The organism is Cellulomonas humilata (genome assembly GCF_030814415.1).
Classification (GTDB): domain Bacteria; phylum Actinomycetota; class Actinomycetes; order Actinomycetales; family Cellulomonadaceae; genus Cellulomonas; species Cellulomonas humilata_A.
The window spans coordinates 177,661-201,668 of sequence record NZ_JAUSVB010000005.1 but is presented as its reverse complement, the minus strand read 5'-3'; the positions used below and the strand labels follow the sequence as shown (position 1 = coordinate 201,668).

Annotated in this window: 23 protein-coding genes; 9 read left to right on the top strand and 14 right to left on the bottom strand. The window is 73.0% G+C overall.

The features are described from left to right. Both J2X26_RS17240 and J2X26_RS17235 read right to left on the bottom strand, forming a co-directional pair. Positions 1-969, bottom strand: a complete 969-nt coding sequence (locus J2X26_RS17240) for an ATP-grasp domain-containing protein (protein WP_307493937.1) — start codon at positions 967-969, stop codon at positions 1-3. Further along, entirely contained in the window at positions 966-2,048 is a 1,083-nt protein-coding gene (locus tag J2X26_RS17235) for a response regulator (protein WP_307493936.1), read from the bottom strand. The genes J2X26_RS17240 and J2X26_RS17235 overlap by 4 nt, the downstream gene beginning before the upstream one ends. 161 nt (positions 2,049-2,209) lie before the next feature. On the opposite strand from J2X26_RS17235, the gene J2X26_RS17230 reads away from it, so the two are divergent. Then, positions 2,210-3,364: an LLM class flavin-dependent oxidoreductase gene (locus J2X26_RS17230; RefSeq protein ID WP_307493935.1), complete on the top strand. Its 1,155-nt coding sequence runs from the start codon at positions 2,210-2,212 to the stop codon at positions 3,362-3,364. A 20-nt stretch (positions 3,365-3,384) separates the two neighbouring features. Further along, the gene (locus J2X26_RS17225; protein ID WP_307493934.1) at positions 3,385-4,005 is read left to right on the top strand and encodes an FMN reductase; all 621 of its coding nucleotides are present in this window, start codon (positions 3,385-3,387) and stop codon (positions 4,003-4,005) included. 147 nt (positions 4,006-4,152) lie between these two features. On the opposite strand, the gene J2X26_RS17220 is transcribed toward J2X26_RS17225, so the two are convergent. Continuing rightward, positions 4,153-4,503 (bottom strand): adhesin, encoded by a 351-nt coding sequence (locus J2X26_RS17220; RefSeq protein WP_307493933.1) that lies wholly within the window; start codon positions 4,501-4,503, stop codon positions 4,153-4,155. Positions 4,504-4,618: 115 nt separating this feature from the next. On the opposite strand from J2X26_RS17220, the gene J2X26_RS17215 reads away from it, so the two are divergent. Together J2X26_RS17215 and J2X26_RS17210 are read left to right on the top strand one after the other, a co-directional pair. Further along, positions 4,619-5,008, top strand: coding sequence for a nitroreductase family deazaflavin-dependent oxidoreductase (locus tag J2X26_RS17215; RefSeq protein ID WP_307493932.1), 390 nt, complete (start codon positions 4,619-4,621; stop codon positions 5,006-5,008). Between the two features lie 8 nt (positions 5,009-5,016). Beyond that, positions 5,017-5,391 (top strand): iron chaperone, encoded by a 375-nt coding sequence (locus J2X26_RS17210; RefSeq protein WP_307493931.1) that lies wholly within the window; start codon positions 5,017-5,019, stop codon positions 5,389-5,391. A gap of 6 nt (positions 5,392-5,397) precedes the next feature. Here J2X26_RS17210 and J2X26_RS17205 read toward each other — a convergent pair whose 3' ends face one another. Continuing rightward, complete coding sequence (locus J2X26_RS17205; protein ID WP_307493930.1) at positions 5,398-6,153, bottom strand: M15 family metallopeptidase; 756 nt, start codon at positions 6,151-6,153, stop codon at positions 5,398-5,400. Positions 6,154-6,232: 79 nt separating this feature from the next. Next, on the bottom strand, positions 6,233-6,514 hold the full coding sequence (locus J2X26_RS17200) for a hypothetical protein (protein ID WP_307493929.1): 282 nt from the start codon (positions 6,512-6,514) through the stop codon (positions 6,233-6,235). 146 nt (positions 6,515-6,660) lie between these two features. Between J2X26_RS17200 and J2X26_RS17195 the strand changes: the two genes are divergently transcribed. The 3 genes from J2X26_RS17195 to J2X26_RS17185 all read left to right on the top strand — a co-directional run bounded on the left by J2X26_RS17195 (position 6,661) and on the right by J2X26_RS17185 (position 10,152). After that, complete coding sequence (locus J2X26_RS17195; protein WP_307493928.1) at positions 6,661-8,202, top strand: HNH endonuclease signature motif containing protein; 1,542 nt, start codon at positions 6,661-6,663, stop codon at positions 8,200-8,202. Positions 8,203-8,258: 56 nt separating this feature from the next. Then, complete coding sequence (locus tag J2X26_RS17190; RefSeq protein WP_307493927.1) at positions 8,259-8,612, top strand: MmcQ/YjbR family DNA-binding protein; 354 nt, start codon at positions 8,259-8,261, stop codon at positions 8,610-8,612. A gap of 256 nt (positions 8,613-8,868) precedes the next feature. Next, positions 8,869-10,152 carry an alpha-amylase family glycosyl hydrolase gene (locus J2X26_RS17185; RefSeq protein ID WP_307493926.1) on the top strand — a complete coding sequence of 428 codons (1,284 nt, stop codon included), beginning with the start codon at positions 8,869-8,871 and terminating at the stop codon, positions 10,150-10,152. An 88-nt stretch (positions 10,153-10,240) separates the two neighbouring features. Here the strand turns inward: J2X26_RS17185 and J2X26_RS17180 are convergent, their stop codons facing one another. Together J2X26_RS17180 and J2X26_RS17175 are read right to left on the bottom strand one after the other, a co-directional pair. Beyond that, entirely contained in the window at positions 10,241-12,283 is a 2,043-nt protein-coding gene (locus J2X26_RS17180; protein ID WP_307493925.1) for a glycosyl hydrolase family 28-related protein, read from the bottom strand. A 245-nt stretch (positions 12,284-12,528) separates the two neighbouring features. Next, positions 12,529-14,019, bottom strand: a complete 1,491-nt coding sequence (locus J2X26_RS17175) for a glycosyltransferase family 39 protein (protein WP_307493924.1) — start codon at positions 14,017-14,019, stop codon at positions 12,529-12,531. Between the two features lie 59 nt (positions 14,020-14,078). Here J2X26_RS17175 and J2X26_RS17170 point away from each other — a divergent pair, with 59 nt between their 5' ends. After that, on the top strand, positions 14,079-14,855 hold the full coding sequence (locus J2X26_RS17170) for an aldo/keto reductase (RefSeq protein WP_307493923.1): 777 nt from the start codon (positions 14,079-14,081) through the stop codon (positions 14,853-14,855). A gap of 9 nt (positions 14,856-14,864) precedes the next feature. Here J2X26_RS17170 and J2X26_RS17165 read toward each other — a convergent pair whose 3' ends face one another. From J2X26_RS17165 to J2X26_RS17140, 6 genes are read right to left on the bottom strand one after another with little or no spacing between them, the layout of a single operon-like run. Further along, on the bottom strand, positions 14,865-16,346 hold the full coding sequence (locus tag J2X26_RS17165; protein WP_307493922.1) for an outer membrane protein assembly factor BamB family protein: 1,482 nt from the start codon (positions 16,344-16,346) through the stop codon (positions 14,865-14,867). A gap of 24 nt (positions 16,347-16,370) precedes the next feature. Further along, positions 16,371-17,849, bottom strand: coding sequence for an outer membrane protein assembly factor BamB family protein (locus tag J2X26_RS17160; RefSeq protein WP_307493921.1), 1,479 nt, complete (start codon positions 17,847-17,849; stop codon positions 16,371-16,373). A 25-nt stretch (positions 17,850-17,874) separates the two neighbouring features. Then, a complete protein-coding gene (locus tag J2X26_RS17155; protein ID WP_307493920.1) occupies positions 17,875-19,332 on the bottom strand; it encodes an outer membrane protein assembly factor BamB family protein in 1,458 nt (485 codons plus the stop codon). Positions 19,333-19,385: 53 nt separating this feature from the next. Next, a complete protein-coding gene (locus tag J2X26_RS17150; protein ID WP_307493919.1) occupies positions 19,386-20,864 on the bottom strand; it encodes an outer membrane protein assembly factor BamB family protein in 1,479 nt (492 codons plus the stop codon). Between the two features lie 16 nt (positions 20,865-20,880). Beyond that, on the bottom strand, positions 20,881-22,089 hold the full coding sequence (locus tag J2X26_RS17145; RefSeq protein ID WP_307493918.1) for an RNA polymerase sigma factor: 1,209 nt from the start codon (positions 22,087-22,089) through the stop codon (positions 20,881-20,883). Beyond that, a complete protein-coding gene (locus tag J2X26_RS17140) occupies positions 22,086-22,424 on the bottom strand; it encodes a YciI family protein (protein WP_307493917.1) in 339 nt (112 codons plus the stop codon). Before J2X26_RS17140 ends, J2X26_RS17145 begins: the two co-directional genes overlap by 4 nt. A gap of 141 nt (positions 22,425-22,565) precedes the next feature. Here J2X26_RS17140 and J2X26_RS17135 point away from each other — a divergent pair, with 141 nt between their 5' ends. After that, positions 22,566-23,351 (top strand): alpha/beta fold hydrolase, encoded by a 786-nt coding sequence (locus J2X26_RS17135; RefSeq protein WP_307493916.1) that lies wholly within the window; start codon positions 22,566-22,568, stop codon positions 23,349-23,351. Here J2X26_RS17135 and J2X26_RS17130 read toward each other — a convergent pair whose 3' ends face one another. Continuing rightward, the gene (locus J2X26_RS17130; RefSeq protein WP_307493915.1) at positions 23,352-23,891 is read right to left on the bottom strand and encodes an AMIN-like domain-containing (lipo)protein; all 540 of its coding nucleotides are present in this window, start codon (positions 23,889-23,891) and stop codon (positions 23,352-23,354) included. It lies immediately after the preceding gene. Between the last annotated feature and the right edge of the window lie 117 nt (positions 23,892-24,008).

The window sequence follows — 24,008 nt, the reverse complement described above, 5'->3', positions numbered from 1 at the left end:
TCATGGCGCGGGCAGCACGTCGGCGATCGGGAGGAAGACGTCCTCGAGGTACCGGACGTTCGCGATCTCCCGGAAGTCGACGTGGTCCGGCACGGGCAGGCCGAGCACGGCGTCGAGCGTGAGGGACGGCATGTCCACGCCCGCCGCGATGGTCAGCGGCATCGCGCCCGGGAACCTCGGGTTGACCTCGAGCAGGGCGGGCCGGCCGTCGGCGTCCCGCTTGAGCTGCACGTTGGCGACGGTCGTGAGCCCGATCGCGCGCGCCACCGCCGAGGCGGTCTCGATCAGCTCGTCGTCGTGCACGGTCACCCCGGCGACCGCGACGCCGGAGTCCACCCGCAGGCGGGCACGCGGCACGGCGGCGATCACCCGACCGTCGAGCCCGGCCAGGACGTCGACCGAGTACTCGTCGCCGGGCAGGAGCTCCTGGACCAGCAGGTCCTCGTCGGCGTCGTGCACCGCGTCGAGCTCGGCCTGCGTGCCGACCAGCCGGACGCCGCGCGAGCCGGCACCCCGGCGGGGCTTGACGATGATCGGGAAGTCCCAGCCGGAGACCGCCTGCGGGGTGCCCAGCAGCTCGGTCCGCGGCACGCGCACGGTGCGTGCGCACGCCGCCGCGAGCGCCAGCTTGTCCAGGCAGGTCTCGAGCGTCTGCAGCGCGGGGGACGCGAGGATCGTGCCGTCGGCCAGCAGCTCGTCGCGGGCGGCGGCGAGCTTCGGCAGCTCGACGTCGACCGTCGGGAACAGGACGTCGACGCGCTCGTCTCGGCAGATCCCGCGCACCACGTCGACGAAGTTCTCCGCCCGGCCGGCGGGCACCAGGTGCCGCGACCCGGCGTCCACCAGGTACAGGGCGCTGGCCCAGCGGTCCATGTCGGCGGCGATCACCTCGACGTCGCCGCGGCGCAGCAGAGAGCGGATCACCGCGACCCCCGCCGGTCCGCCGGCACCCGTGACCAGGACCCTCATGCGTGACCTCCGTGCTCGTCGACGACGTCCGACTCGGGGACGGCCACGACGCCGGCGGCCCGCGCCTTGGTGCTGAGCATCGCGGCAGCGCGCACCATCTCCAGCGGCTCGGCGTACTGCTGCCCACCGCCGAACCGCGACCAGTACCGGGCGGTGGCGCGCACGAGGTCCGGCTCCATGTAGTCGCGGTGGGACTGGGACTCGAACGCCGCGAGCATCTGCAGCTTGGCCTCGATGAACCCGTCGACGGGGACGAAGCGGGTGGGCCGGAAGTCGATCGTCGAGGACGGGCTCTGGAAGCACGCGAGCGACGGGACGCGGCGGGCGGCGACGTCGACGGCCTGCCGGACCGCGCGATGGTCCTGGTGCCGGTCGTGCTCGCTGTGCGTGTAGACCACGGTCGGGTCGACCTCGCGGATGAGCTCCTCGATCGTCGTGATCAGGCCGCCCGCGGGATCGAGCCGTGTGTCCTCGAAGTCGTGCAGGTAGAGGCGTGCCCCGATGACCCCGGCGGCGGCGAGCGCCTCGTGCCTGCGGAGCTGGACCTCGCCCCCGATCGCGCCGCTGGACAGCGTGAGGATGACGACCGTGTCACCGACCGCGCGGTGGGACGCGAGCGTCGCCCCGACGCCGATCTCCACGTCGTCGGGGTGCGCGCCCACGGCCAGCACCGTCTCGGTGGCTCCCTCGGCGGCGCGCTTGGCGCGACCCTCGACCGCGAGCGCGGTGATGCGCTCCAGGAGGGTCGCGGCGGCGACGGGCTTGACCAGGAACTCGTCGGCGTCGCGACGGAGTGCCTCGACGGCGTAGTCCACGCTGGCGAACGCCGTCATGACGGCCACGGGCGTGCCGGCCGCGCGGGAGCGCAGCTCCCCGAGCAGGTCGAGCCCGCTCATGCCCGGCATCTGGATGTCGGTCAGCACGACGTCGAAGGTGTTCGCCGCGACCTCGGCCAGCGCGGACATCGGCTCGTGCGCCACGGTCACGTGCATGCCGCCCCGGCGCTCCAGCACCGTGCGCACGTACTGGGCGGTGTCGGCGTCGTCCTCGACGACGAGCACCCTGATCTGTTCGCTCACCCCGAGTCGCCCTCCCCAGCCGGCCGGTGTGGCCCCCACGCTATAGGGGGCTCGCGCTCCGGCTCACCGGGGCCAGCCTCGGGGAATAGGTCGGGGGGTGACCCTGTTGAGCGGCAAGTACATGCAAACGCATGAACCTCATTCCCTTAGCGAGGCGCGAGATGCAGTTCGGGATCTTCACCGTCGGCGACGTCACCACCGACCCGACCACCGGCCGGACGCCGGACGACACGGAGCGGGTGCGCGCGATGCTCACCATCGCCCAGCACGCCGACGAGGCAGGGCTGGACGTCTTCGCGACCGGCGAGCACCACAACCCGCCGTTCGTCCCCTCGTCCCCCACCACGATGCTCGGCTACCTCGCGGGCACGACGAAGAACATCATCCTGTCGACCGCGACGACGCTGATCACCACCAACGACCCGGTCCGGCTGGCCGAGGAGTACGCGATGCTCCAGGTCATCTCCGACGGCCGGATGGACCTCATGATGGGCCGCGGCAACACCGGCCCCGTCTACCCGTGGTTCGGTCAGGACATCCGCCAGGGCATCCCGCTGGCCATCGAGAACTATGCGCTGCTCCGCCGCCTCTGGGAGGAGGACGTCGTGGACTGGCAGGGCAAGTTCCGCACCCCGCTGCAGGGCTTCACGTCGACCCCGCGGCCGCTCGACGGCGTCCCGCCGTTCGTGTGGCACGGCTCGATCCGGAGCCCTGAGATCGCCGAGCAGGCCGCCTACTACGGTGACGGCTTCCTGCACAACGCGATCTTCTGGCCGCTGGAGCACGCCGCGCAGATGGTGAACTTCTACCGCGAGCGCTACGCGCACTACGGGCACGGGCAGGCCGACCAGGCCATCGTCGGGCTCGGCGGGCAGGTGTTCATGCGGAAGAACTCGCAGGACGCCGTGAAGGACTTCCGGCCGTACTTCGACAACGCGCCCGTCTACGGGCACGGCCCGGCGATGGAGGACTTCATGCGCGACACCCCGCTGACCGTGGGCAGCCCGCAGGAGGTCATCGACCGGTACGGGAAGTTCCGCGACCAGGTCGGGCACTACCAGCGCCAGATGTTCCTCATGGACCACGCGGGACTCCCGCTGAAGACCGTGCTGGAGCAGATCGACATCCTCGCGACCGAGGTCGTCCCGGTGCTGCGCGCCGAGGCCGAGTCCGCCCGTCCCGCGCACGTGCCGGCGAACCCGCCGACCCACGCCGAGCGGGTGGCGAAGGCCGTGGCCGCGGGTACCGTGCATGAGCAGGTCGTCGCCGAGGACACCTTCACGGGCCTCCGGGCCGAAGACACGCTCTCTTCTTGATGTTGGGGAAAGGCACCACGATGAGCAACCGCTCCATCGTCGTCATCTCGGCCGGGCTGTCCCAGCCCTCGTCGACACGCTTGCTGGCCGACCGCCTCGCGGACGCGACCGTCACCGAGCTCGCCGCTCGCGGCATCACGGCGAACGTCGAGTACGTGGAGCTGCGCGACGTCGCCCACGAGGTGGTCAACATGACCCTCTCGGGCTTCGCCTCCGGGCCGCTCAAGGAGGTCATCGAGAAGGTCACGGCCGCCGACGGCGTCATCGCCGTCACGCCGATCTTCTCGGCCTCGTACTCCGGTCTGTTCAAGTCGTTCGTGGACATCCTCGACAAGGACGCCCTCGTCGGGAGGCCCGTGCTCGTGGGCGCGACCGGCGGCACCGGGCGGCACTCGCTGGCGCTCGAGTACGCGCTGCGGCCGCTGTTCGCCTACCTGCGGGCCGACGTCGCCGGGACCGCCGTGTTCGCGGCCACCGACGACTGGGCGGACGGGGGCGGCGACGACGTCAACCCGCTGCCGAACCGGATCCGTCGCGCCGGCCGCGAGCTCGCCGAGATGGTCGCAGACCGGGAGCCGTCCGCGCCCGTCGGCCTCTACGACGCGGTCCCGTCGTTCGAGCAGCTGCTCGGCGGCGCCTGACCGCTCGCACTACCGACACGACGGCCCGACGCACATGCGTCGGGCCGTCGTCGTTCTTGGCACGACGACGGCGAGGACCTCGGAGGGGGAAGGGTCCTCGCCGTCGTCGTCGGCCCGAGCGGGCTCGGGCGGCTGTGGTGCTGGTGGTTACTGCTGCGGGCCGAGCGTGAACATCGTGCCGTCCGCAGCGGGCTCGACGTCCAGGCGCTGGTCGGCCAGGGTCACGGACGCCTCCGGGTCCACGTACACGCGGGTCGACCCGTCGGTCACGACGTCGTCGCCGGGGAACGGCTCCGGGACGAGCGCCAGCGCGAAGCCGCCGGCCTCCTGCTGCGCGATCCGCAGACCCCCGGTCTCGTCGGGAAGACCTGCCTTCGTCGTGAGCGTGTGGACGGCGGTACGGGCGGTGTCGGTCAGGGTGAGCACAGGGCTCTCCTCTCGGTTGCCGGTGGCGCCACCCTCGCGGGCGGCTCGATCGGGCGTCTCCACCGTGCTCATGTCTGCCCCGCGGGTGCAACTCCCGGTCCGCTGGGCGAGACCCCGGGTGTCCAGACCGCCCCTGGGCTCGCACTCCTCGTGCGGTCGCCCTACCCTGCGCACTACCGTCGAGGACATGCCGATCCCGCTCTGGGTCACGCGGTTCAACCGCCGGGTGACCAACCCCGTGCTGGGGTCGATCTCCGACCAGGTCTGGCCGATGGCCACCCTCCACCACGTCGGGCGCAGCAGCGGACGCCGGTACCGCACCCCCGTCTTCGCGTTCACCACGCCGCGGGGCCTCGTCATCGCCCTGACCTACGGCACCCAGGTCCAGTGGCTGCGCAACCTCGAGGCCGCAGGCGAAGCACGGATGGTGCGTCAGGGGCGCGTGCTCGTCCTCGGCGCACCCGTCCGGCTGCACGGGGACGACGGAGCCCACCTGGTACCTGCGGTGATCCGCGCCGGGCTGCGCGTGATGCGGGTCGACGACTTCGTCGAGGTCACCGTTCGAGCACACCCCTAGGAGGAGCCATGGTTCGTGAGGGCTACCCGGCCAGCACCGTCGACGAGTACCTCGACGCCGTCCCACCCGAGCAGGGCGCCGCGCTGCGCGTGGTGCGCGACCGGCTGCTCGAGGTCGTGCCCGACGCCGAGCAGGTCATCTCCTACCAGGTGCCGACCATCAAGTACCGCGGGACCGGGCTCGTCGCGCTGTCCGTCGCGAAGACGCACTGCAGCCTGCACCTCATGAGCCCACCCTTGGCCACGTCGCTCGCCGGGGTGGTCGGCGAGGGGAAGCTGTCCGGCGCCACCCTGCAGTTCGACGCGGGTTCGCCGCTGAGCGCCGAGACCGTGCGGCTGATCGCCGAGCGGCGCATGGCGGAGGTCGACGCGCGGCTGGGCTGACCGCGCTCAGCGGCCCGACGGCGAGAAGTGCTGGTAGTCCACCGGGGAGTCCCAGTCGCCACCCCAGAGCCACCCGACCGCGGCGAACGCACCGACCACCTCGTCACCGCCGTGGATCACGCCCGGGCTGTCGGGGCGCCGCACGAACTCGCGGCCGGCGCTCGGCCCCACCGACGAGCCCGACACGTACGGGTTCTCGACGGGGTTGACGTCGATCGCCCGCCCGTAGGCGTGCTCCGACCACCCCGTCCCGCCGGTGATCGCCCGGCAGTTGAAGGCCGACGTGTTGTCCGCGTCCATCGACGCGTCGTCGCTGGCTCCGAAGTCGTCGACCAGCCGCATCGACCGGACCGGGTAGCCCGCGTCGAACAGCGCGCGGAACACCGTGACCATGTCCTCCGCCGCGTCGGCGTGCACCACCAGCTCCCCCTGGACCTTCTCCCCCGCGAAGTCGCGATGGGTCACCGTGACGTAGCGGAGGTCCTCCAGCGGGACCGGGCACCCGGGGCGCCACGACGGCTCCATCCGGGCGGCCAGCTCCGGGGTGATCTCGGAGATGGTGGACGTGAAGTCCGGGGGCGGAAGGACGACGACCGGGGCGTCTGCGACGTCCGGGACCGCCGGAGCCGTCACCGGTGCCTGGCTCGGGGTCGACGACCCTGCGGTCGGCGCAACCGTCGGGGCACGGCTCGCCTGCGACGACGCGCACGATGCGGACAGCAGCGCGACGGCCATCACGACGATCCCCCACCGGCGCCCCATGCCACCCACTATCTCGCGACGCACCACGCCGCGGCCGTCGCGGGTCTCTGGTGTGTTCGACCGCCTCTCGCACCCCCACTCACACCAGCCCGCGGCGGCTGCCGATGATCCCCGACGACACCGTCGTGCCCGCCCACAGGTCCGTGTCCGTGCACCCCTCCGCGCAGTGCATCCCGCACGTCGGGCACACCCAGAGCGTGTGGTGCCGGTCGACGGTGCACCCGCACGTGACGAACCGCTCCGACGGCCGGCCCGGCCCGCTCGTCGTCCACCGGTGACCGGCCGGGCAGCCACCCGGCGGCACCCGCACCCAGCCGCGTGGCGTCCGCTGCCACTTCGACCAGTCGATCTCCCGAGCCATCGAACAAGTGTACGAGTCCCATGTCTCTGGCCTCATCGCCGCTGTCCGCGTTTGTGCTGGTCAGCGGCGAATGTCAGTGGTCGGTCGTACAGTTGTTCTATGCCCGGATCGGGTGAATTCGCGGAACGAGGTCGGAGGTGGCGGCGATGACGGCGATGCTCGAGGACCGACTCGACGCCGCAGATCTCGCGGGCGATGTCACGGGCACCGCCGGCGCGGGCGCCGCGCTGGGTCCGGGCGCCGCGCGGGGTCCGGGCGCCGCGCGGGGTCCGAGCGCAGCCGCCGACGATCTCGGTGCGGGCGGTCTCGCTGTCCCCGGCGCCTCGGACGGCGGAGGTGACGATGGCGGGGCACGTGTGGTGAACCTGCGGGAGGTCCCGGCCTTTCCGATCCCCGCTGTCGAGGTCGGTGAGCTGGCCTCGATGCTGTCGTCGGTGCCGGTCGCCGACGTCTCGGACGTGGCCCTGGTGAACATTGCCTCGGCGTGGCAGCAGGTCGTGAACATGGCCCAGGCCGCGCAGGCCGAGGTCATCCGCGAGATCGAGGCCCGGACCACCGACGCCCTGGCGCGCGTCCCCGACGAGCTCGCCTGCGCCCTGGCGTGCACCAGGCGCGCCGCCACCGCCCTGTTCGTGCGCGCCTGGGGCGCCGGACAGCACCCCGTGCTGGCCGACGCCTGGGCCGCCGGCGCGATCGAGGCCCGCAAGGTAGACGTGATCCTGGCCGAGACGTCCTCAGCCGCGCCGGACATCGCCGCGATCGTCGTCGCCGACGCGGTGGCCCGGGCCGGAGAGATGACCACGCCCCAGCTGACCCGCCACGTGCGCGCCACCCTCATCGCCACCGATCCGGGCGCCGCCGAGCGCCGCCGCCGCACGGAACGCGACCGCCGCTCGGTCGAGCTGGCCCTGGCTCCGGACGCGATGGCCCGCCTCATCGCCTACCTGCCCGCCGCCGAGGCCACCGCGGCGTTCACCGCGATCGACGCCCTGGCCGGTCACAGTGCGGTGGACGGCGACACCCGCACCATCGACCAGCGACGAGCGGACGCTTTCGCCGACATCTTCACCGGCATCCTGGACACCCAGCTGACGCCCGACGGCACGCCGTTGCCCCGCAGGCACGGCGAACGCGCAGCCCTCCAGGTGACCGTCGCCGCCTCGACCCTGCTCGGCCTCGACGACCACCCGGGCACCCTCGGCTCCTACGGGCCGATCCCCGCCCAGGTCGCCCGCGAGCTCGCCCAGGACGCCACCTGGCGCCGGATCCTGACCGACCGCACCGGCCAGGTCACCGCGGTCGGGACCACCAGCTACCGCCCCGGTGCGGACCTGACCCGCACGGTGGCCGCCCGCGACATCACCTGCACCTTCCCGGGCTGCCGCCAACCGGCCGCCCGCTGCGAGATCGACCACCGCATCCCCTACGACCACCAGGCGACCGACCCGGCCAGCGCGCGGCAGACGACGACCGAGAACCTGCACTCCCTGTGCAAGCACCACCACCAAGCCAAGACGAAGCGCTGGTGGAGCGTGACCTGGGACCCGACCACCGGCATCTCCACCTGGACCGACCGCCACGGACTGACCTACGCCCGCCACCCTCAACGCATCCACACGGCCCCCGACGCCTTCCAGCACCGACCACCACCACCCGCACCACCTGACCTCGGCGACCCACCTTTCTGACTCTGGCCCGTCTGTCAGCCGCCGCCGATGTGGGTGGTCACCGCGAGGATGGGTCGATGGACCTCGACGACGCCCGACGGTCGGCACTCGCTCTGCCGGAGGTGACCGAGCGGCAGAGCTGGGGGCAGCCGGCGTGGTTCCACCGGAACCTGGTGGCACGCCTGTGGGACGAGGACCGCCTCACGGTGCGTGTCGAGGACGACGGGGAGCGGCTGGCGCTGGTGGAGCAGGAGCCGGCGCTGTACTCGACCACCGACCACCACGCGGGCACCAACCTGGTGCTCATCGCGATGGACGTCGTGGATGACGAGACGCTGCGGGCGCACCTCGCGGAGTCGTGGTGGTGGGCGGCCCCGCCGGTACTACGACGCCGGTACCCGCACCTCGGCCCACCGGAGGAGACCGGCTGAGCCGGGCCGGTCTGGAAGGGACCAGCCGGACCGCGTGTGCGAGGTCCCATCACACCGGTGGATCGGCCGCACGGCTGACGCGTCAGCTGCCCGAGGGCCTCGGGCCCCCCTTTTGGGTCGGGCTCCACGTCCGGACTATCCCTGCGGGCATGTCCGCGGGCAAGCACCGCCCGCGCCGCCTCACCGCTCGGACCCTGCGACCGCCCCGCCCACGGCCTACGCTCGACGACGAACCACGACGGGGACGAGGGAGCAGATGACCGAGCCCGACTGGGTCCGACACGCGATCTGGTGGCACGTCTACCCGCTCGGCGCCGTCGGCGCGTACCCGGGTGAGCCGCCCGGTCCCGACGAGCACCGCCTCCGACGCCTGGTCGGGTGGCTCGACCACGTCGTCACGCTGGGCGCCTCGGGCATCCTGCTCGGTCCGGTCTTCGCGTCCACCACGCACGGGTACGACACCGTCGACCACCTGCGCATCGACCCGCGCCTCGGTGGCGACGAGGACTTCGACGCCCTCGTCGCGGAGGCGCACGGCCGGGGTCTGAAGGTGCTGCTCGACGGGGTCTTCAACCACGTGGGCCGGGACTCGGCGATCGCACGCCGGTCGGTCGACGCGATCGAGGGCCGGTCCGACGACGACGTCTGGCTGCTGCGCGACGACGACGGTGGGTTCGTCGGCTTCGAGGGCCACGGCGCGCTCGTCACGCTCGACCATGCGCACCCGGGCGTCGTCGACTACGTGGTCCGGGTCATGAACCACTGGCTGGGCCGGGGCGCGGACGGGTGGCGGCTCGACGCGGCGTACGCGGTGCCGACGACGTTCTGGGCGCAGGTCCTGCCCCGCGTGCGCGCGGAGCACCCGGACGCGTGGTTCGTCGCGGAGGTCATCCACGGTGACTACCCCGCGTTCGTGCAGGAGTCGACCGTCGACTCGGTCACCCAGTACGAGCTCTGGAAGGCGATCTGGAGCTCCATCAGCGACGCCAACCTGTGGGAGCTGGCCTGGTCGCTGACGCGGCACGACGAGTTCCTCGAGTCGTTCGCGCCGCAGACGTTCGTCGGGAACCACGACACCACGCGCATCGCGAGCACCATCGAGGACCCCCGGCACCGTACGCACGCAGTCGTGGTGCTGTGCACGGTGGGCGGCACCCCCACGGTCTACGCCGGCGACGAGCTGGGGGCCACCGGGGTGAAGGAGGAGCGCGAGGGTGGCGACGACGCCGTCCGCCCGGAGCTCACACCCGACGGACCCGGCGACGACGACAACCCCGTCCTGCGGCTCCACCAGGAGCTGATCGGCCTGCGCCGTCGCCACCCGTGGCTGCACCGGGCGCGCACCACGCAGGTCGAGCTCACCAACACCACGTTCGTCTACGAGGTGCGCGACGGCGACGACGTGCTGACCGTCGCGCTCAACCTGGACGACGCACCGCTGGCGATGCCGGCCGGGACCCCGGTGGCCTGCGACGACACGACGCGTGGCGACCAGTCCGCCGTCGCACCCCACGGCTGGGCTGTGCTCGAGGGCAGGTGACGGGGGCAGCGAGAAGGGCGGCGTCCGGGTACCCAGCCCCGGACGCCGCCCTTCTCTCACCGCACCCCCGGCGGCGGTCCTGCCGTCGTCACCAGGGCGACGGCGCGGGCGGGACGACCACGGGCGGCCGGTCGTCGCACGTGATCGTGTTCGGCAGCTGCCACGACCCGAACCATGGGCCGGTGGTGCCGCCGCCGTCGTTGCCGCCGAGGTCGATCGACGACCACTCGGACCCCGTGGGCGGGAAGTTGAACGACCCACAGTTGTTGATGCCGACGGCACCGACGTTGCGGGCGTCCGCGTTCTCGAACGTGGCGGACCCGGCGGCCCGCGCGCTGAGCACCGACGTGCCGGTGCCGTCCACGCGGATGTCCTTGAAGTGGACGTTGGTGACCGAGTAGAGATCCTTCACCGGCCAGTCGGCGACGACCATGATCGCGTTGTAGGTGTTGTCGAGGAAGTGGTCGCCGACCACCTGGATGTCCGCGTCGATGTTCCCCTGGAGCGCGTAGAACCAGATCGCCCCGAGCCCGATGTTCCAGTTGAGCTCGTAGGTGCCGGCACGGACGGTCGTGTTGTCGGTGATCCAGAGGCTGCCGGTGAACGGCTCGGCGCCGAACCGGGAGCCCACCTGGATGCCGCTCCCCTCGCGGATCGGGTCAGCGACGAGGTTGCCGACGAGCGTCGTGTCGTGACCGCCGTAGATCGCGATCCCGTTGGCGAGCGTCGGCGTCTGGACCGTGTTGTTCTCGAACTTGTTGCCGGAGTTCGTCGTGTTCTCGGCCCACATCGCGAGGCCGTCGTCGCCGGTGTTCCGCACGAAGTTGTTCGACGCGACCGAGCTGGTGACGCCGGTGTGGAAGTTGAGCCCGTCGGCGATCTGGTCGACGAAGTAGCTGTTCTTCACGACGAGGTTGTCCATCGGCCCGTCCACCCACACGCCGACCTTGGTGTGCTGGATGTAGAGCCCGTCGATGGTGGAGTCGCTCAGGGCGCCGCCGACGCCGTTCACCTGGTCGGTGTCGATGCGTTCGCGCACGTCACCCTGGATGGCGAACCCGGACAGGTGCACGTTCGACGACCCGCCGACGGACGCGTCCTTGCCGTAGAACCCGACGCCGGTGTGGACCGAGCCGTCCGGGGCGGGGGTCGACAGGGCGACCTCCTTCCCGCGGATGGTGGTGTACCAGCTGCCGGCGCCCTCGATCGTGACGTCGTCGACGATGATGTGCCGGTTCACCTGGTAGACCCCCGGCGGCACGTACACCGGAAGGTCCTTCTTCTGCGCGAACGCGATCGCCTTGTCGAACGCCGCGGCAGAGTCCTTCTTGCCGAACGGGTCGGCGCCGAACAGCAGCACGTTGGCGGCCTTGAACCGGACGTGCGGCAGCCCGACCTGCTCGGAGTCGAGCAGGTCGATGACGGTCCACGCGGCGTTCGTCCCGGCGGGGGCCGTCAGGCGGACCGTGTCGCCGGCCTTCGCGGTCTTCCCGAGCAGCAGGCGCTGCTCGTCGTAGAAGTGCATGGGCCGGAACGGCGTCGTGATCGTCGGCGTGGGCGTCGTGTACGCGGGAACGCACCCGCACTCGGTGATCCACCAGTCGGGGTGCAGCAGCCCGGCGTTGGGGTCGTTGCTGAACGGGTACTGGTTGTAGAGCCAGGAGTACTGCGAGGTCAGCGTCATGGTCCGCTTGCCGGAGCCGTTGACCGTGACGTCGAGCGGCGCGGTGATGCCGCCGCCGGTGGCCGAGTCGGGGATCGAGTACCGGACGGTGAGCGCGTTCGCGGCCTTCGGCAGCGTGAACTCGACGTACTGCCCGGGCGCCAGCTGCACGGCCGAGCGTCCCGACGCTTCCGCGGGCAGCGTGTACGCCGTCCGGTCGGGGCCGATGACCGTGCCGTTCGTGACCGCCTTCTCCGCCTCCTGCTCGAGGAAGCCGACCGCTGCACCGCGCCCGCTGACCAGGGCCGGGTCGAGGGCGGCGCGGGTGACCGGGGTCGGCGTCGGGGCGGGGGGCCGACCGTGGGCCGAGGCCGCGCTGCTGGTGCCGACGACGACGGTGGCGGCGGCGAGCACGAGGGCGAGGGCTCGTGCCGCTCGACGGCGTGACCAGCTGACTGTGTTCCTCACGGAGCGCCTCCTTGCGCAGCCGGGACGGCACCGGCCGACAGGGAGGCAACGGTGCCGCATGGACGGGACACACCGTACGTTCTGGACAATCTGACTGACAAGATCGAATCAGACAAAGCAAGAACTTACGTACATGTGCGCAAGAGAACGTCGAGAGGCGACGACGCGGTGCAACGCGGACAGCAGGAAGCCGGTGCAGCTCCACGTTCGGGCCGACCGGGAGCCGCGGGTGGCCGACCCCGGACTCACGCGTCGAGCCGGCGGACCTCGTCCCACACGTCGGCCCACGAGCCCCGCGGCCCGTCGCACACCTGCACCAGGCCGCCCTGCTCCTCGTTGTCGACGTCGACCCCGTTGTCGACGCGCCCCACGTCCCGGCACCCGACCGCCCAGTCCGGCGCGGCCTCGTAGCCGACGAGCACGACCGGGCCTGTCAGGTCCGTGGCCGGCGGTCCCCATGCGGCGTACCCGTTGTGCCCGCTGAACACCGGCACGTCGGACCCGTACCACTCGAGCGCGCCCGCCTCGCCGTAGTTCCCGGTCACCACGAGCTCGGCATCGCTGTCGGCGACGGCGGAGCCCACGGCGTCGACGAGCGCGGGCCAACCGATCATCTCGGCCTGGTCGTCGTTGAGCTCCGGGTACACCGAGGCGCCGAACGCCCTCTCCGGCAGCACCGGGAGTGCGGCCGGCCACACGACGAACGCGCTCAGCGCGAGCACGGCACCGGCCACCACCAGACCCCGTCGGGACCAGCGCTCCTCCAGCCCGCACGCGCCCGCAGCGAGCAGCACCGGCACCGCGCCGACGACGTAGTACGCCTTGCCGCCGGTCACCAGGAACAGGACCACCAGCACGAGGAACGCCCACGCCAGCGGCTTGGCACGCACCAGCGCCGGCACGCGCAGCAGCCGCACGAGCCCGTAGATCCACAGCGCCGCGGCGACCGGGCTGAACTGCACGAGCAGGAGCCCGACGAACTCGAGCCGCGGGCCGACCCCGGAGTACTCGTCGCGGATGTCCGCGGCGAGCTCCAGCTGCGGCCACCCGTGCGTGGCCTGCCACAGCAGGTTCGGCAGCCAGAGCAGCACGGCGAGACCGACGCCTGCCCACGCCCACGGCGAGCGCAGGTGGTGCCGGACCTGCGGCGTCAGGGCGACGCCGACGACGATCGCCGCGAGCAGGAACGCGACCAGGTGCTTGTCCAGCAGCCCGAGCCCGGTGAGCAGCCCGACCAGCAGCCAGCCGCGCGGCGCGTCCCGGGAGAGGGTCCGCAGCACCACGTAGACGATCGCGACCCAGAAGAGGGTGTCGATGGTGGTCGTCGACAGGATGTGCCCGAGCGTCACGACGACCACGCCGGTCCCGGTCGCGACGGCCGTGAGCAGCTGCGCCCCGGTCCCCCCGCCCAGCTCCCGTGCGGTCAGGGCCGCCAGAACCACGACCGCAGCCGCGGCGAGCGCGCTGGGTAGGTGCAGCGCGACCAGGGAGCCCGGTGCGAGCAGGTCCATCAGGCGGGCGATCAGCGGGGTCAGTGGCGGCTGGTCGGGGTAGCCCCACGCGAGGTGCCGGCCGGCGGCGACGAAGTAGAGCTCGTCGCGGTGCGGGCCGTACCGCCCGGACAGGGCGACGAGCACCGCGAGCAGGACACCCGCGGCGGTGAGAACCCAGAGCGTCGAGAACGGAGGCACGGCGGGGGGTGCGCCGCGACGCCGGCCGACGTCGGCGACGACCACCCGGGGAGCGTAGCGAGACCGTCGGGCGCGGCGGGAGGTCCCGGGCGAGACTGGGGCGCATGATCAACGCACCGATCCCCACTCTCACCCTCCCCGGTGGCCAGATCCCCGTCGTCGGCCTCGGCACCTGGCAGTCGGAGGGCGGGGCCGCCGAGCGTGCGGTGAGCGTGGCCCTGCAGCTGGGCTACCGCCACATCGACACCGCCACCGGCTACGGCAACGAGGCCGAGGTCGGCCGCGCCCTCGGAGGCGTCGGCATCGACCGCGACGACGTCTTCGTCACCACCAAGCTCCCCCCGGACCACGCCGGCCGCGCCCGTCGCACCCTCACCGAGTCGCTGACGGCACTGGGCACCGACCACCTGGACCTCTGGCTGATCCACTGGCCGCCGGGACGCCACGCCTCCCCCGAGACGTGGCAGGTGTTCCGCGAGGTGCGCGACGAGGGCCTGGTCCGGTCGATCGGCGTGTCCAACTACTCGCTCGCCCAGCTCGACGAGCTGATCGCCGCCACGGGGGAGGCACCGGCCGTGAACCAGATCCCGTACAGCCCGCGCGACCACGACCCGGACCTGCTGGCTGCCCACCTCGAGCGCGGTGTCGTGGTCGAGGGGTACAGCCCGCTGAAGCGCACCGACCTGCGGTCGACGGCGCTGACCGACGCGGCGGACGCCCACGGCGTGACCCCTGCGCAGGTGGTGCTGCGCTGGCACGTCCAGCACGACGTCGTGGTCATCCCGAAGTCGACGACGCCGGAGCGGATCGCGACCAACCTCGACGTCCTCGGGTTCACGCTGACCGACGACGAGATGGTCGCGATCGACGCCCTGGGGTGACCGACCGGGTCACTCGAGGAGCGTGATCTCCTCGGACACCTGCGACCAGCCCACGAGCAGGCCGTTGAGCAGCTGGACGTCGTCGACGCCCTCCGGGTACGGGATCGTCCGCAGCTCGTCACCGCTGGCGAGGTCGTAGACGGTCACCGCGCCGTCGCTGGTGCCGTCGTACGACGACGACAGCAGCAGGAGGTCGCGACCGTCGGTGGCGAGCTCACCCATGCCGTAGGACGGCAGCTGGGTGCGCCACAGGACCTCGCCGCTGAGCCCGTCGAGCGAGAGGACCTCGGTCGAGGTGGTCAGGTAGACGCGTCCACGGATCACGAGGCCGCTGTAGCTCGGCTGGACCTCGGCCTCCCACAGCTGCTCACCGGTCTGCCGGTCCCACGCGTACGCGTGGGACAGGTACGTCAGCACCACACCCGGCAGGCTCCCGTCGTCGACGGAGACGTGCACGGGTTCACCCTGCAGCACGACGTCGCCGGCCGGGTCGGCGTCGGGAGCCAGCAGCGTCGTGATCCGCGCGCTGCCGCTCGAGTAGCTGGTGATCGCGAAGGTCCCCGTGACGGGGTCGGTGGCGAAGCCGGCATCACGGCTCGCGGCGCGGAGGTCCTCGCGGATGAGGGTCCCGGTCGGCGACAGGAAGGCGAGGCCGTGGCCGTCATGCATGGCGACGACGTCGCCGGCGGCCATGAGCCCCCAGTACTCCTGCGGCGACCCGACGAGGGTGCCGTCGACAGGCTCCTGGTACCGCCACTGCTCGTCGCCGGTGATCACGTCGTGCGCGACGACCACCACCCCGCGCTCCGCACTGCGGGTCCCCACCACGGCGAGGTCGCCGACGAGGGCGAGCTGCGAGGTCTCCTCCACCTCCCACTGGGTGATCACGTGCCCGTCAGTGGTGTCGAGGACCACCACCCTCGTGGTGGTCGCGGGTGACCGCTCCTCGGTCCCGTCGTCCTCGTAGCGCACGAAACCGTCCGTGACCAGGCAGGCGGCGACCGTCGCCGGCGCGCCTCGCGTCCCGTCGCCCTGGCACGCGCCGCCGTAGGCGTTCTCGAGCGATGCGGCCCTGTCCGCGTCCGGACCCAGCAGCGGGGTGGACCACAGCGTGTCGCCGGTCCGCTGGTCGATCGCCGTGAAGGACTGCGACCCGTCCGGCGCGACCAGGATGCCGGCCGTCCGCGCGCCGCCCAGCCGGAGGCCTCCCCAGATGCCCGTGGCGTCCGCCTGGGAGATCGTGCGCAGCACGCCGAGCTCGTCGCCGAGCGGCGGGAACACCCCGGGGACGGCCGCGAGCCGTGCCGCCGCCGCGTCCTCGCGGGCGTCGAGGACCAGCTGCGTGCCGACGAGCGACAGCGCCACCGCCACGGCACCGACCGGGACCCACCACAGGCGCCGCCGGTCCCGGGCAGGCGGCGACGGCTGCACGGCGACGTCCTCGTCACCGTCGAGCAGCTCGACCTCCTGCATGTCGCCACCGCGCGCCATGGCGGGACTGTACCTGCCGCCCGGTCAGCGCAGGACGACGACCTCCTCGAACGTCCGCGTGTAGCCCAGGAGGTGCTCCTGGAAGGTCCCGAGCTGGACGAGTCCCGCGGGGTACTCGAACCGCCGGGTGACCTCGCCGGTCGCGAAGTCGTACCCCGTGAGGCCGCCCAGCCCCGAGGTTCCTGTGGTGATCGAGCCGACCAGGAGGTCCTGGCCGTCGGTCAGCAGACCTGAGTACGAGCACGACGGCACCTCCGCCTCCCACAGCTGCTCCCCCGTCCGGCCGTCGAGCGCGACGAGCGACGTCCCGCTGCACAGGAAGACCCGGCCGTGCACCACGAGCGCGCCGACCCCGACCCCCGCGAGGTCCCGGTCCCATCGCGGCCGGCCGGTCTCCTCGTCCCACGCGTACAGCTTGTCGCGCGAGCTCAGCACGAGGCCGGGCACGCTCCCGTCGTCGACGGTCAGCTGCAGGACGCGGCCGAGGAGCACGCGGTCGCGGGCCGGGTCGGCGTCGCGCGCGAGGATCGTCGTCGTCCCCGTCAGGTCCCCGGTCTGCGTCCGGAGAGGCAGGGTCGGCAGACCTGTCCCGGGATCGGTGACGAGGCCCTCGCCCCGAGCGGCCTGCAGGTCCGTCCGGACGACCTCGCCATCCGCGGAGAGCACCGTCAGCCGGTCGCCGTCGCGGTACGCGACGACGTCGCCGGCGGTGTCGAACGACCAGGAGCTGGCGGGCACCGACGTGTTCGGGGCAGGCGAGTCCTGGTGGCGCCAGAGCTCGGCGCCGGTGCGGGCGTCGTGCGCGACGATCTCGATGTCCCCGTCCCGCCGGAGACCGACGAGCACCATGCCCGGCAGCACGCCGATCCGGGCGTCGTGCTCCGCGGGCCAGTCGGCCAGAAGGTGCCCGTCGCCCGTGTCGAGGACCGCGACCCGGGTGGTGGTCGCCTGCACGGGCTCCTCGCCCTCCGCGATGGAGAACGTGCTGTAGCCGTCGGTGACCGTGCACACGGCCCATGTCGCCGCTGCCGCGTGGGCGTCGGCACCCGGCCTGCACTCGCCGCCGCTGCTCTTCTGACGGCCGGCCGCGCGGCCGGGGTTCGGCCCGAGCAGCGGCGTGGACCAGAGGGCCTCGCCCGTGCGGAGGTCGGTCGCGGTGAAGGCCTGGGACCCGTCCTCGCCGACCCGGATGCTCGCCCACGTCTGGTCCGGCAGCGAGATCGAGGTCAGCATGGACCGGGTCTCCTCCTCCCCGAGCGCGCGCACGACCTCGAGCTCGTCCCCGAGCGGATCGAGCACGCCAGGCACGGCCGCGAGCGCCGCCAGGGCCGCGCGCTCGCGAGCGTCGACCACCCACTGCACGCCGGCGAGCACCAGGACGAGGACCGCCGCACCGGCGACGAACCACCAGCGCCGCACGCGCGAGGTGCCCGGCCCCGGCCCGGACGGCTCGGAGTCGCTGTCGATCAGCTCGACCTCCTGCGTCTCGCCGTCGCGCACCATGTCGGGACACTACGCGCCAGGAGTGCTACCCGAGCACCACCAGCCGGCCGTCCCGGCCCCACCCGATCAGCAGGTGCCCGACGGCGGCGCTGGACCACAGGTTGTCGGGGAACGCGACCCGCCAGAGGGTGCGGCCGTCGTCCAGGGCGAAGGCCGCGAGGTCGCTGATGTTCCCCCCGCCGACGGGCTGCTCGGTCGTGACCAGCTGCCGTCCGTCGGTGGCGACGAACCCGGGCACGGTGCTCCCCGCCGTGCTCGCCCGCCACAGCAGGTCGCCGGTGCGACCGTCGAGCGCGGCCACACCGGCCCGGGTGCTCACGTACACCCGTCCGTCCAGGAGGAGGGCGTTCACCGACGCGACGACGTCGGACGTCCAGCGCGACTCTCCCGTGGCCGCGTCCCAGCCGCGCACGTTGCCGCTGGACGTCAGGACGAGGTCCGGCACGCTCCCGTCGTCGACCGTGAGCGGGAGGACCTCTCCGGGTACGTCGACGTCCGCGCGGCCGCGCTCGACCAGGGTGGAGAGCAGGGCCCCCGACCCGGTGGTCGAGAGCAGGACGAGCCGGCCGGCGACCGGGTCCAGCAGGTGGTCGGCGTCCCCCGGCCGGCTCTCGCGCAGCACCTCGCCCGACGACGAGAGCACCGTGGCGGTCCAGCCGGGGATCGTGACGCCGACCAGGCCGTCGACGGCGAACAGCTGCACCTCGCCCGCGAACACGCGACGGTCGGCGCCGGGGAGCGGCGGGCTGAACCGCCAGCGGACCTCGCCGGTGAACAGGTCCCGACCGGTCACCTCCGTCTGTCCGTCCCGCCCGGGGACCGCCACGACCGCCAGCCCCCGCAGCGCCGCGAGCGCCGTGGCGCCGGGCACGGACGTGTCGGCGACGACGTGCCCGTCGCGGGTGTCGAGGACGACCACCCGGGTGGTCGTCGCGGGCTTGCGGGTCTCGACGCCCTCGTCGCCGTACTGCACGAAGCCGTCGCTCACCAGGCACGCGGCCTGGTCGGGCGACCCCTCGTCGACCGGCACGGCGACGCACGTGCCGGCCGCGGTCCGGTCCAGCGACCGCGCGCGGGCAGGGTCCGGATCGAGCAGCGGGGTGCTGAAGCGCTGCCTGCCGGTGCGCTGGTCGAGGGACACGAACGCCTGCGAGCCGTCATCGGCGACGGCGAGCCCGAGGACCGCGCCGTCGACGTCGATGCGCTGCACGATCACCGCCGTCGCTGCCGGGTCCGGTCGCCACAGCACGCCGACGTCGGCACCGAGGGACCGCACGACCCCCGGTGTCGCGGCGAGCCGCTCGGCCACCGCCCGCTCCCGGGCGTCGAGCACGGCCTGCGTGGCGACGAGCACCGCGACGACGACGAGGGCGGTCCCGACCACCCACCACCCTGTACCTCGACGACGGGCACGGGGCTGCCGGGTGGGGACGGGGACCCCCGCCTCGTCGAGCTCCACGTGCTGCATCGCACCGCGCGACATGGCCGGACACTAACCCCGCACCGGCTCGGCGGCGCGCGCAGACCGGGTGAGGATCATGGGCTGCCCAGCACGACCGACACCGTGGGATCGGCGTCGTCGCCGGCGACGAGCACGTGCCCCAGCGTCCACGCCGCGTCGAGCCCGTCGGGCAGCGGCACGCGCCAGAGCCGCTCCCCGTCGGCGAGCGCGAACGCCGCGAGCGAGCCCTCGGCCTCGCCTTCCGCCGGTGTGAGCCCGACGAGCAGGACGCGGCCGTCGGTCATCAGCCGGGCCAGCTGGTCGTACGTGCCGACGTTCGCCGACCAGACGACGGACCCCGACCGGCCGTCGAACGCCACGAGCTCCCCGGGGCTGTCCCCGCTGGTGCAGTAGACCAGCCCGCGCAGGACGAGGACCGGGCCGCTCGTGTGCCGGTCCGCCTGCCACAGGCGGTCGCCGGTCGTCGCGTCCCGCGCCTGCATGCGCGACCCCTCGATCAGCTCGATGCCCGGCAGGCTGCCGTCGTCGACGGTGCGGGTCACCAGGCGGCCCGGGATCCGCCGGTCGGCCCGGCCGGGCTGCACGATCGTGGTCACCGGCTTGAACGCCAGGTAGCCCGACAGCACCTCCAGGCGGGTGGCGGCCTCGTCCTGGGAGAGCCGGTCGTACCGCTCACGCTCGCGCGCGACCGTGCCGTCGGCCGCGAGCAGCGTCACGTTCGAGCCGACCTCGACCACGGCCACCAGGTCGTCCAGCGCGACGACCTCGAAGCCCGAGACGTCGCCCACCGGGTCCACCGCGGGTCGCGGAGAGCTGTGGTGCCACAGCACCTCGCCGCTGAGCAGGTCCTGCGCGGTGACCTCGGCGTGCCCGTCGTGACCGGGTAGGCCGACCGCGACGAGCCCCGGCAGCACCGCGAACGCGATGGCGGGCGGAGCCGTCCGGTCGGCGACGACCCGGCCGTCCGCGGCGTCGACCACGACCACGCGCGACGTCGTCGGTGGCCGGGTGACGGTCAGGCGACCCCGGATGCCGAAGCTCAGCAGCGCGTCGGACACCAGGCAGGCGACCAGGGGCTCGGCATCGTCCGCCTCGGGCACCTGCAGGCACGACGTGACGGAGGACCGCGCACCCCGCTGCGCCAGCACGGTGTCCGCGTCGGTCAGCGGCGTGCTCCACCGCTCGGCCCCGGTCCGCGGGTCGAGCGACACGACGCTCGCCGCCCCGTCGCCACCGGTCCGCACCCCCAGGAGGCCGCCCTCGACCTCGACGCCCTCGGTCAGCACCTCCAGGTCGGCCTCGTCGACCCGCCAGAGCGCGCCGACGTCCGCGTCGACCGGAGGAAGGGCCCCGGGGAGCTGCGCGAACCGGGCGGACGTGGCGCGGTCCCGGGCGGCCAGGACCAGCTGAGCACCTGCGAGCACGAGGGTCACGACGAGCAGCACGGCGACCCAGCGACGGACGCGCCCGGAGGTCCGCGGCCCGTCCGCAGCGGCGATCAGATGGTCGTCGTCGACCACCTCCACCTGCTGCATGCGACGCGTCGGCCCCATCCCGCGACAGTAGGCCTCAGGTGCGCAACCTGCCCTCGAGGTAGGCCCGCTCCGCCTGGTTGTCCGTGCGCGTGAGCGCCTCCCGGTACGCCTCGGCAGCCTCGGTCGCCCGGCCCAGCCGACGCAGGAGGTCCGCGCGGACGGCCGGGCTGAGCGGGTGGTCCGGGGTGCCGGCGAGCGCGTCGAGACCGGCCTGCGGCCCCCGCGCCATCCCCACCGCCACCGCACGGTTCACCTGCACGGTGGCGGACGGCAGGACCGCGACGAGCTCGTCGTAGAGGCCGACGATCCTGACCCAGTCGGTCGCCGCTGCCGTCGGCGCGGTCGCGTGGCACGCGGCGATCAGCGCCTGCAGCTGGTACGGGCCGACGCGCTCGCGACGCACCGCCCGCCGCAGCTCGGCCAGGCCCGCGTCGATCGCGGCGTGGTCCCACGCGGTCCGGTCCTGCTCCTCGAGCGGGACGAGGACACCGTCGACGCCCGTGCGGGCCGACGCCCGGGCGTGCTGGAGCAGCATCAGCGCGAGCAGCCCTGCGGCCTCCGGGTCGTCCGGCACGAGCCCGGTCAGCACCCGCGCCAGGTCGATCGCCTCGTGGCAGAGGTCGACGCGGACCAGGTGCGGACCGGCGGTCGCCGCGTAGCCCTCGGTGAACATCAGGTAGAGGGCCGCGAGCACGGCGGGCGTGCGCTCGGGCAGCCGGTCCGCCGACGGCACCTGGTACGGGATGCCGGCGACGGCGATCTTGTGCTTGGTCCGGACCAGCCGCTTGGCCATCGTCGGCTCGGGCACCCCGAACAGCCGCGCGATCTCGGCGGTCGTCAGGCCGCACAGCGTCCGCAGCGCGAGCTCGACCCGAGACGACAGGGACAGGGCGGGGTGGCAGCACGTGAACAGCAGCCGGAGGCGGTCGTCGGCGATCCCGCTGGCGATCGCGTCCAGGTCGGGCTCGTCGGTCGGCACGACGAGGGAGCGCACCTTCTCGGCGCCGACGCGCTCGCGCCGGATCCGGTCGATGGCCCGGTTGCGCGCGGTCGTCGTGAGCCACGCGCGCGGCACGTCGGGGATGCCGTCGCGACGCCAGGTGCGCAGGGCCGCGGCGAACGCGTCCTGCGTGCACTCCTCGGCCAGGTCCCAGTCGCCCGTGAGCCGGATCAGGGTGGCGACGAGGCGCCCCCAGTCCTGGGCGAACGTGTCCGCGAGAACCCGCTCGACGTCGTCGGTCACGAGACCCGCACCGGCCTGACCTCCACCTGCCCGAACGCCGCCGCGGGGTGCGCCGCCGCGATCGCGACCGCCTCGTCGAGGTCCGCACAGTCCACGACCGCGAGCCCGCCCACCTGCTCGCGCCCCTCGGCGAACGGGCCGTCGGTCAGCAGGACCTCGCCGTCGCGCAGCCGCACGGTCGTCGCCGTCGCGCTCTCGTGCAGCCCGACGTGCGCGCGCAGCACCCCGCGCTGCTCCAGGTCGGTGATCCAGGTGTCGAACGAGGCGAACGCGCCCTCGCGCATCCGCGTCACCGCGAGGTCCTCGTCGGCACTGATGAGCAACAGGTACTGCATGACGGCTCCTGACTGTCGACGGGTGGTCCTCCCCCTGGACGAGCGGCGAGCGCCACGATGGACAGCATCGCGCGAGGTGTCCATCCGCGGCAGCACCCTTCGTCCCCCAGGTGACAGCAGCCCGACCACCCAGGAGCTCCGATGCAGACCCTCACCTCCGCCGACGGCACCCCGATCGCCTACGTGCACGCCGGGACCGGCCCGGCCGTCGTGTTCGCGACCGGCGCGTTCAACGACCACACCACCTGCGCCGCCCTCGCGGCGCTGCTCCAGGGCGACCACACCGTGGTCACCTACGACCGCCGTGCGCGCGGGCGCAGCGGCGACACGGCCCCGTACGCGATCGAGCGGGAGATCGAGGACCTCGCCGCGGTGATCGACGTCGCGGGCGGCAGCGCGGCGGTGTTCGGGTACTCCTCGGGCGGCAACCTGGCCCTCGCGGCGGCCGCGGCCGGCCTCCCCGTCACGCACCTCGCGCTCTACGAGGTGCCGTTCGCACTCGGCACGCTGCCCGCACGACCGGCCGACCTGCCGGGGCGGCTGACGGAGCTGATCGCCGACGGGCGGCCCGGCGACGCCGTCGCACTGTTCCAGACCGAGGGGGTGGGCATCCCCGCGGCGATGGTCGAGCAGTTCCGCAGCTCGCCGGGCTGGGCGTCGCTCGTCGCGATCGTGCAGAGCACCGTCTACGACGCGACGATCACCTCGGTGCTGGGGGTGCCGACGCCGGCGATGTGCGCTGTCGACGTCCCGACGGTGGTGATCACCGGCGCGCAGACGTGGCCCGGCCTGCCGGAGTCCGCCGCCGCGCTGGCCGCGCTGCTCCCGCACGCCCGGCACGTCGTCGTCCCCGGGGGCGCCGACCACGGCATCCCCCCGGACGCCACCGCGGCGGTCGTCCGTGACCTGCTGACCGTCCTGGTCTGATCACCAGCGGTGCGCGACGTCCACCACCAGGCGGGACGACGTGCCCGGCCCGTCGAGCACGAAGACCCGGAACGGCAGCCGTGCCCGGACGCCGAGCCCGATGGTCGTGTACCCCTCGTAGGTCCCCGCGGACACGACCTGGCGGAACGTGCGGTACCCCGCGACGTTGCGCAGCTCGAGCGGGTTGGCCGGGTTGTACGTCAGGTTGTAGTTCTCGTCATGGGCCGGGTTGTTCACCGTGATCTGCAGCACCATGCCGCCGCGGAGGTCCGTGGCCTCACCCGAACCGGGGTTCACCAGGTACTGGCCGTAGGACACGTGGTACCCGCCGACGTCACCGGCGACATCCACGACGAGCCTGTCGTAGCACGCGTGCTGACCGGTGCGGACGTCGACGATCGGCGACGGCCACACGTCCCCCGCCGTCTCGTCGAGCGACCCCCACACGAGTCCGCAGTACGGCGCCGCCGTGGCCGGCAACGCGAGGACGACCAGGAACGCGCTCACCAACAGCACGACCGACAAGAATGCACGTCTCATCGCACGACTCCCTCCGTCGCGCGGGCCCCCTGCATGAGCCCGATCGTCCAGTTTACGACCGCAGAACCGGGGCATATCGGATGAAAACACATGACGCCCGGCCGCCGGGGAGAGGAC

Coding starts and splice junctions, on each gene's coding strand:
- J2X26_RS17240 (WP_307493937.1), bottom strand. CDS start 969: ATGAGGGTCCTGGTCACGGGTGCCGGCGGACCGGCGGGGGTCGCGGTG.
- J2X26_RS17230 (WP_307493935.1), top strand. CDS start 2,210: ATGCAGTTCGGGATCTTCACCGTCGGCGACGTCACCACCGACCCGACC.
- J2X26_RS17225 (WP_307493934.1), top strand. CDS start 3,385: ATGAGCAACCGCTCCATCGTCGTCATCTCGGCCGGGCTGTCCCAGCCC.
- J2X26_RS17220 (WP_307493933.1), bottom strand. CDS start 4,503: ATGAGCACGGTGGAGACGCCCGATCGAGCCGCCCGCGAGGGTGGCGCC.
- J2X26_RS17215 (WP_307493932.1), top strand. CDS start 4,619: ATGCCGATCCCGCTCTGGGTCACGCGGTTCAACCGCCGGGTGACCAAC.
- J2X26_RS17210 (WP_307493931.1), top strand. CDS start 5,017: ATGGTTCGTGAGGGCTACCCGGCCAGCACCGTCGACGAGTACCTCGAC.
- J2X26_RS17205 (WP_307493930.1), bottom strand. CDS start 6,153: ATGGGGCGCCGGTGGGGGATCGTCGTGATGGCCGTCGCGCTGCTGTCC.
- J2X26_RS17200 (WP_307493929.1), bottom strand. CDS start 6,514: ATGGCTCGGGAGATCGACTGGTCGAAGTGGCAGCGGACGCCACGCGGC.
- J2X26_RS17195 (WP_307493928.1), top strand. CDS start 6,661: ATGACGGCGATGCTCGAGGACCGACTCGACGCCGCAGATCTCGCGGGC.
- J2X26_RS17190 (WP_307493927.1), top strand. CDS start 8,259: ATGGACCTCGACGACGCCCGACGGTCGGCACTCGCTCTGCCGGAGGTG.
- J2X26_RS17185 (WP_307493926.1), top strand. CDS start 8,869: ATGACCGAGCCCGACTGGGTCCGACACGCGATCTGGTGGCACGTCTAC.
- J2X26_RS17170 (WP_307493923.1), top strand. CDS start 14,079: ATGATCAACGCACCGATCCCCACTCTCACCCTCCCCGGTGGCCAGATC.
- J2X26_RS17165 (WP_307493922.1), bottom strand. CDS start 16,346: ATGGCGCGCGGTGGCGACATGCAGGAGGTCGAGCTGCTCGACGGTGAC.
- J2X26_RS17160 (WP_307493921.1), bottom strand. CDS start 17,849: ATGGTGCGCGACGGCGAGACGCAGGAGGTCGAGCTGATCGACAGCGAC.
- J2X26_RS17155 (WP_307493920.1), bottom strand. CDS start 19,332: ATGTCGCGCGGTGCGATGCAGCACGTGGAGCTCGACGAGGCGGGGGTC.
- J2X26_RS17150 (WP_307493919.1), bottom strand. CDS start 20,864: ATGGGGCCGACGCGTCGCATGCAGCAGGTGGAGGTGGTCGACGACGAC.
- J2X26_RS17140 (WP_307493917.1), bottom strand. CDS start 22,424: ATGCAGTACCTGTTGCTCATCAGTGCCGACGAGGACCTCGCGGTGACG.
- J2X26_RS17135 (WP_307493916.1), top strand. CDS start 22,566: ATGCAGACCCTCACCTCCGCCGACGGCACCCCGATCGCCTACGTGCAC.
- J2X26_RS17130 (WP_307493915.1), bottom strand. CDS start 23,891: ATGAGACGTGCATTCTTGTCGGTCGTGCTGTTGGTGAGCGCGTTCCTG.